We start from the raw sequence: 6665 nt of genomic DNA on the forward strand, positions 1-6665 counted from the left end.
TCCCCGTCTGGTTCGCGCCAGCCTTCCCGGGGGCCTTCTCCGTCTCGGACGTGAGGGAGGAGGCCGGGTTTTAGTATCCTGGACTTAGATGGTGTCGGGTGCTCGCCGGTACAGGCGCGAGACGGGGAGACCCCCTCACCGCTCAGACAGGTCCTCGCCGGTGAACGTCGGGATGCTTGGCGTTGGGTCTTTGGCCGGCTGCGGAACTCGCGGCTGAGGGGGTCTCCCCGTCTGGTTCGCGCCAGCCTTCGCGGGAGCGTTCTCCGTCTCGAGCATGCTGAGCCGCACGATCTCCGCGCAAGGGCTCGAGATGCCACCGCCCCTTGCAAAACGACGGGCACAAGAGGGCCGGGAGGGTCGGATCCCCCAGCGTAAGGAGCCGCTCCGAAGACCGCCGAAGACAACTCCGCACGCAAACCGCCTCCCCCGGAAACGAGTCCACCCCACGCCTTCAGGCGACAGCGGGGGATCCGACCCTCCCGGCCCGTGCCCGCTCTCCGCCGAAGCCAACGAACGACTCCCCTCCCCGCCGAAGCCAACAAACGACTCCCCCTCCCCGCCGAAACCAACGAACGACTCCCCTCCCCGCGAGGGGCTCGAGATGCCACCGCCCCTTGCAAAACGACGGGCACAAGAGGGCCGGGAGGGTCGGATCCCCCAGCGTAAGGAGCCGCTCCGAAGACCGCCGAAGACAACTCCGCACGTAAACCGCCTCCCCCGGAAACAAGTCCACCCCACGCCTTCAGGCGACAGCGGGGGATCCGACCCTCCCGGCCCGTGCCCGCTCTCCGCCGAAGCCAAACGAACGACTCCCCTCCCCGCCGAAACCAACAAACGACTCCCCTCCCCGCGAAAGCCAACCAACGACTCCCCTCCCCGCCGAAGCCAACCAACGACTCCCTACGCTAAACTACCCCCATGGCCCGCCGCAGCACCCTCGCGCTCGCATGCACGGCAGCCCTGGCCTGCACCGACCCAACCAGCGAGACCGGAGACGAAGCCACCGACGGCCCCTTCGATCCAACCTTCGCCGGCAGCTCCGAAGACGGCTCGGGCACGAGCGAAGACACCGACACCACCGAGGCGAGCGAAACCGGCGACGACTGCCACCCCGTCGTCCCCCCGCCCCCCAGGCCCGACGGCCGCAGCGAGCCCTTCGCCTTCGGCGGCCAGTCCGGCTGGTCCCACGACGCCGGCTCCCCCGCGGGCTGGTTCCACACCTACGACGCCATCGAGCTCGGGGCAGGCTTCGGCCCCGACGGCACCCCCGTCAGCGCCCCGCACAAGGTCCACCTGCTGCTCCCCCGGGACTACGACCGCTGCGCCTCCTACCCCGTGGTCGTCATGAACGACGGGTCGTCGAGCTTTTGGAACGGCGGCTCGGCCGACAAGAGCTGGGACGTGCCCGGGGCGCTGAGCAGCCTCTACGCCGAGGGCAGCCTCGAGCCCGTGATCGTCGTCGCCGTCGAGCCCAACGACCGCGACTACGAGTACTCGCACACGCCGTGGACGGACCCGGACACCCTCGAGCCCGGGGACTGCTGCGGCGTCGAGGACTACGCCGATTACCTCGCCGAAGGCCTCGGCGCGTGGCTCGACGAGCACTACGCGGTCGCCACGGACCCCGAGGATTGGGCCATCGTCGGCTCCTCCCGCGGGGGCCTGGGGGCCTGCGCCGTCGCCAACCTTCGCCCCGATCGCTTCGGCCGCGCGGCCTGCATGTCGCCCTCGTTTTGGCTCGGCCTCGACCCCGTGTTCGGCGGAGACTTCGACGGCGGGCCGCTCGCGGACTCCCTGCTCATCGACACCCTGAGCCCGAGCCTGAGCGACCCGAGCGTGCGCCCGCACCTGTGGATCGACTGGGGCCTGATCCGCACCGGCGGCTTCCACAACGAGGTCATCGAAGAGGCCGCGACCGCGCGCGGGATCGAGATGGTCGGCCTCCTCGAGGACGAGTTTGGCTACGTCCTCGACGAGGAGCTGCACTGGCTCGAAGACCCCGAGGGCGAGCACGACGAAGTCAGCTGGGGGCTGCGCTTCCCCCTCGTGATGCAGGCGCTGCTCGGCAGCTGAGGCTCCCCGCCCTCTCAGGCCAGGATGCCGTTGACCTTCCCGTCCGACTCGCCGAAGGACTGCAGCGGCGCGCCCAGGCCCTCGGCCAGGCTCAACATCAGGTTCGCGTAGGGCCGGAAGCCGCCGTTGTGCACGTCGATGTACTTGCCCGTGTCGAAAGACCCGCCGGCGTTGCCGATGAGCACGCAGGGCACGTCGTTGTAGCTGTGGTTGTAGCCGCCGAACTCGCTGCACACGACGATCACCGTGCTGTCGAAGAGGGTGCCGTCGCCGTCGGGGATCGACTTGAGCCGGTCGACGAAGTAGGCCAGCTGCTCGTAGTACCAGCGAAACACCCGGGTCTGGTTGCGGCGCACGTTCCAGTCGCCGTTGTGGGACATCTCGTGGTCCGCGACCACCGGGCCCTCGAGCCCCAGGCCCAGGTGGGTGTAGTGCTGGCCGTCCGCGGGGCCCTTGTCCGTGCCCGAGGCGCTCCAGTGCATGGTCGCCACCCGGGTCCGGTCGAGGGCCAGGGACGCGACCGTGGTGTCCATCATGATCTTGCCCAGCGCGGCGAAGTTCTGCGAGTTGCGCCAGTACTTGTTGTTGGGGTCGATGTCGAGCCACTGCTCGGGCACGTCGACGCTCAGGTCCGGGGGCACCTCGACCTCCACGTCGAGCAGCGCCTCGGTCTGCCCCTCGATGGTCTCGATGGACTCGAGGTAGGCCTCCATGCGCCGCCGGGCCTCCGCGCCGCCTTGGTCTTGCACGGCCTCGAGCTGCTCGCGCACGGAGCCGAGCACGGCCAGGCGCGACTCGAAGGCGTGGTTGGCGGAGGGGTCGGGCTCCTCGTTGGTGATCCCGCCGGGGAAGACCTGGTTGTAGGTGGTCACCGGGTTCCAGGTCGGGGCGATGACGCTGCCGCCGATGGTGTGCAGCGGCCCGGCGTAGCTGGCGATGTTGGCGTTGACGTGCTCGCCCATGAGCGAGGAGTAGATCGCGTGGAAGGGCGCCTCGCCCTGGAGGTGGTAGCCCAGGTGCTGGTCGATGCTGCCCGCGCTCGTCGTCCCGCCGGTCATGATCGCGTCCACGGCCCGGGCGTGGGGGTCTCCGCTGCCCATGTCCGTGCTCAGCCCGCTGACCAGGGTGATGTCGGCCTCGTGCGCCTTCATCGGCTGGAGGATGTAGGTGCCGTGCTCGGCGGAGCGGTAGCCGTTGATGGTCGAGGACTTCGAGTTGGGCTGATTGCCCATGGTCGCCGCCATGTTGATCTCGAGGGGCCCCGGGCCGGTCCCGGGCCAAAAGCGGCTGCCCATGGTGCCCTCGACGGCGTACCAGAACACGACCCGCTTGACGCCCTCGGAGTCCGCGAGGGCGCGCCGGCTGATCATCGGGAGCAGGGCCGAGCTGGCCAGGGTCACCGCCCCGGCCGACAGGAGTCCACGTCGGGAAAATTGCTTGGGCATGGTCAACGCTGCGCTTTCGAAGGGAAGATCGGAGCCGGACTCAGGGGGCCTGGTAGTCCTCGATGTAGACCTTGGTCATCGCCGTGCTGGTCAGCAGCGTGGCCAACATCTGCCGCGTCGAGCGGGTCTGGCTCAGGACCAGCAGGGCCTCGTCGACGCTCGTCAGGTCCTGGCCCGTGGGCTTGCGGTCGACGAGGAACTGGAACCACATCTTGGTGAAGCAGTGATCGACGGTGCCGCTCTCGACCATGGCCGCGTTGAGCTCCAGGACGTTGGTGTAGGTCCCGTCGATGTCGGAGCCGGTCTCGAGCGCGCCCTCGACCTCCTCGACCTCCTCGCCCTCAAACAAGGCCCCGTGGGAGTCGTAGGCGTGGAACAGCCGCCCGACGGGGTCGAGGGTGCCGTGGCAGGCCCCGCACACGGGGTCCGTCTCGCGCACCGGCACCTCGTCGGCCATCTCGACGGCGCCGGGGGGCGGGTCGGGCATGGGCAGGCAAAACAATCGCTCGACGACGATCCGGCCGCGGAAGATCCAGGCCAGGTCGCGCTCGTGGGCCCCGTTCGAGCTCAGGAAGCTCGCGTGGGTCAGCACGCCCATGCGCTGGGCGTCGGCCGGGAACTCGTAGCGCTCCCAGTCGACCGCCGGCGCGGGCACGCCGTAGAGCTCGGCCAGGGACGCGTCGATGTAGCTGTAGTTGGCCGTGAACAGCTCGCCGAGGGGGACGGCGTCGTCGTAGAGGATCGACTCGACGAACAGCCGGGTCTCCTTCTCCATGGCCTCGGCCAGGGGCCCGCCCTCGTTGCGCACGCCAAGCCACGAGCGGACGAAGCGCCAGATCATCTCGCGGGCCCCGGGGAGCGCGAGGATGCGATCGACCTCTCCTTCCAACAGGGTCGGCACGAGCAGGGACTGGTCCTGCCCCGCGGCGTAGAGCTGGGCGTCCGGGGGCCCGTCGGTGATGGCCAGGGACAGGCGCGCGGCCAGGTCTTGGCTGTCGAGCTCGTAGACGCTGTCGCCGTAGAACTCGCCCGGCACCTCGACGCGGAACAGGAACAGGGGGTCGAGCAACGCCCGGCTCAGGCCCGCGCCGACGACCTGCTCCACGGGCTGCCCGCGCATGATCGCGTCGAGCATCATGGCCGTGACGGCGTCGAGCTGGGCCGAGCTCGGCGGGCGGTGCAGCAGGACCGTCATCGGCCCCGCGAGCTCCGCGACGACGCAGCCGTGGGTGTCCCCGAGCCAGTCGCAGGCGTCGACCAGGCCCGGGGCGAGCAGGGCCCCGGCGGCCTCGGACGCGCTGATGTAGTCGTCGAAGGTGCCCAGCTCGTCGACGGCGTTGGTCAAGAAGATGCCGTCGGTGCTGTCCGCCGGGAGCACGACGCCGTCGAGCTCGCTCTCGTCGCGCTCGAAGGCCGCGGCGACGGTGCGCCGCCACTGACGATCCGTCAGTCGGCTGACGGGCGAAAAGGCCGAGGTCGAGGGCTCGCTGCCCTCTTCGCCGCCGTCCGTGTCCGAAGGCTCGCCCTCGTCTGCGGGGCCAGCTTCGCCCTCGGAGGCCTGCTCCTCGAGCTCGAAATCGATCCCTTGGTAGCAGCCGACGACGGAGGCACAGAGGATCCCCAAGCACGCTAGACGCTTCATGCAACAGCTCTCCATGGGAGCCTGAACGAGGCCGCGGGGGCCAGCTCCCGACAGAGCTACTAGCACCTTTGAAATCGAAGGTGTTAACTTTAATGATTGAAGGCAGAACTCGCAACCACAGCCAACATTCTTACAGACCGACGGGCCCCTCGGGTCCTTCGCCAGGGCTTCACTACGCCAGGAACAGTCAGGAACAGCCCTAGACCATCGTTCCGATCGCAACTGCTGCACGCCACCGAGAGTCGAGCGCAACTTGGTGACATCATTTAATCGACTGACAGCCGTCATTGACAGATGCCAGTCACCAATCGTAACTGCTAACAGTTCGCGAAGAACTTTTTTTCATCCATTCCCGCCGCGTCGATCCCACGAAACCACTCTCGAGGCCGTCGGCGGAGCTGCTAGGATCCTCGCGTGCGAAGGATGACGCTGACTTCGGTGGGGCTTTCCCCCTTCGCCCTGGTTGTGCTCCTGGGTGCCTGCGTGGCTGGCTCCGCGGACGACGAGTCCGACGACCCGGCGAGCACGGGCTCGGGCACCGCGATCGCGGACACCGAAGCCTCGGGGGAGGCGTCGAGCGCCGGCAGCAGCGAGAGCGCCGAGGCCGACTCGACCACCGACACCGAGGGCAGCTCGGGGCAGGACGAGGCGAGCAGCGAGAGCAGCGAGGCCGACTCGACCACCGACGCCGAGGGCAGCGAGAGCGCCGGCGCCACCACCGGCGGCCGCGAGCTCCCCCGCGTGCTGTTCATCGGCAACAGCTACACCTTCTTCAACGACCTCCCCGCCCTCGTCGCCAACGTCACGGCCTCCGTGGGCCAGGAGTGGGAGACGGGCGCCCAGGCGATCGGCGGGGCCACGGTCGAGACCCACCTCTTCGACCCAGGCACGGCGACGCTGCTCGCCGAGGGCTGGGACGTGGTCGTGCTCCAGGGCCAGAGCGTCGAGCCGATCTTCCAGACCCTGGTGTTCGAGGCCGCCGTCGTCGACTTCGCGGCCCTCGTCGAGGCCGAGAGCCCCGGCGCGGAGCTGCTCTTGTTCGAGACCTGGGCCCGGGGCGAGGGCTCGGAGGTGCTCGACCAGCTCATGATGACCGCCGAGGAGATGCAGCAGGGCCTGAGCGAGGGCTACGCGGGCGCGGCCGAGGCCGCAAGCGCCGAGGTGGTCCCCGTGGGCCAGGCCTGGGCCCTGGCGCTGGGCGAGGTGCCCCCGCCGATGCTGCACACCGGCGACCTGAGCCACCCCAACCTGACCGGGTCCTTTTTGACCGCGTGCATGTTCTCGATCGCGCTGACGGGCGAGCCGGCGACGGCCAATGCCCACGTGCCCGATGGGCTCGACGCTGCGCTCGCGGACACCATGGAGATAATCGCCGACCAGATCTAGCAGGACATCGGAAAGTGCCCCGCAGGCACGAGGATCCTCGCCTTCAAGGCCATCGACGGTCAGTGACTCACGCAAGCTTGCTGATTTCCGGCCCCAGCTGGGGCCGCGGGAGGGGGAGG

Annotated in this window: 4 protein-coding genes; 2 read left to right on the top strand and 2 right to left on the bottom strand. The window is 69.1% G+C overall.

Features of this window, described 5'->3' with window-relative positions:
• The first annotated feature begins 918 nt into the window (after positions 1-918).
• On the top strand, positions 919-2073 hold the full coding sequence (locus PPSIR1_RS45395; protein ID WP_006977232.1) for an alpha/beta hydrolase: 1155 nt from the start codon (positions 919-921) through the stop codon (positions 2071-2073).
• Positions 2074-2087: 14 nt separating this feature from the next.
• Here PPSIR1_RS45395 and PPSIR1_RS40955 read toward each other — a convergent pair whose 3' ends face one another.
• Both PPSIR1_RS40955 and PPSIR1_RS40960 read right to left on the bottom strand, forming a co-directional pair.
• Positions 2088-3518, bottom strand: coding sequence for a DUF1552 domain-containing protein (locus tag PPSIR1_RS40955; RefSeq protein ID WP_006977233.1), 1431 nt, complete (start codon positions 3516-3518; stop codon positions 2088-2090).
• Between the two features lie 40 nt (positions 3519-3558).
• On the bottom strand, positions 3559-5160 hold the full coding sequence (locus PPSIR1_RS40960; protein WP_157596523.1) for a DUF1592 domain-containing protein: 1602 nt from the start codon (positions 5158-5160) through the stop codon (positions 3559-3561).
• Positions 5161-5643: 483 nt separating this feature from the next.
• Here PPSIR1_RS40960 and PPSIR1_RS48960 point away from each other — a divergent pair, with 483 nt between their 5' ends.
• Positions 5644-6546, top strand: coding sequence for an SGNH/GDSL hydrolase family protein (locus PPSIR1_RS48960; RefSeq protein WP_157596524.1), 903 nt, complete (start codon positions 5644-5646; stop codon positions 6544-6546).
• The last annotated feature ends 119 nt before the right edge of the window (positions 6547-6665 follow it).

The sequence above is a fragment of the Plesiocystis pacifica SIR-1 genome, from assembly GCF_000170895.1.
Lineage (GTDB): Bacteria > Myxococcota_A > Polyangia > Nannocystales > Nannocystaceae > Plesiocystis > Plesiocystis pacifica.

Coding starts and splice junctions, on each gene's coding strand:
- PPSIR1_RS40955 (WP_006977233.1), bottom strand. CDS start 3,518: ATGCCCAAGCAATTTTCCCGACGTGGACTCCTGTCGGCCGGGGCGGTG.
- PPSIR1_RS45395 (WP_006977232.1), top strand. CDS start 919: ATGGCCCGCCGCAGCACCCTCGCGCTCGCATGCACGGCAGCCCTGGCC.
- PPSIR1_RS40960 (WP_157596523.1), bottom strand. CDS start 5,160: ATGAAGCGTCTAGCGTGCTTGGGGATCCTCTGTGCCTCCGTCGTCGGC.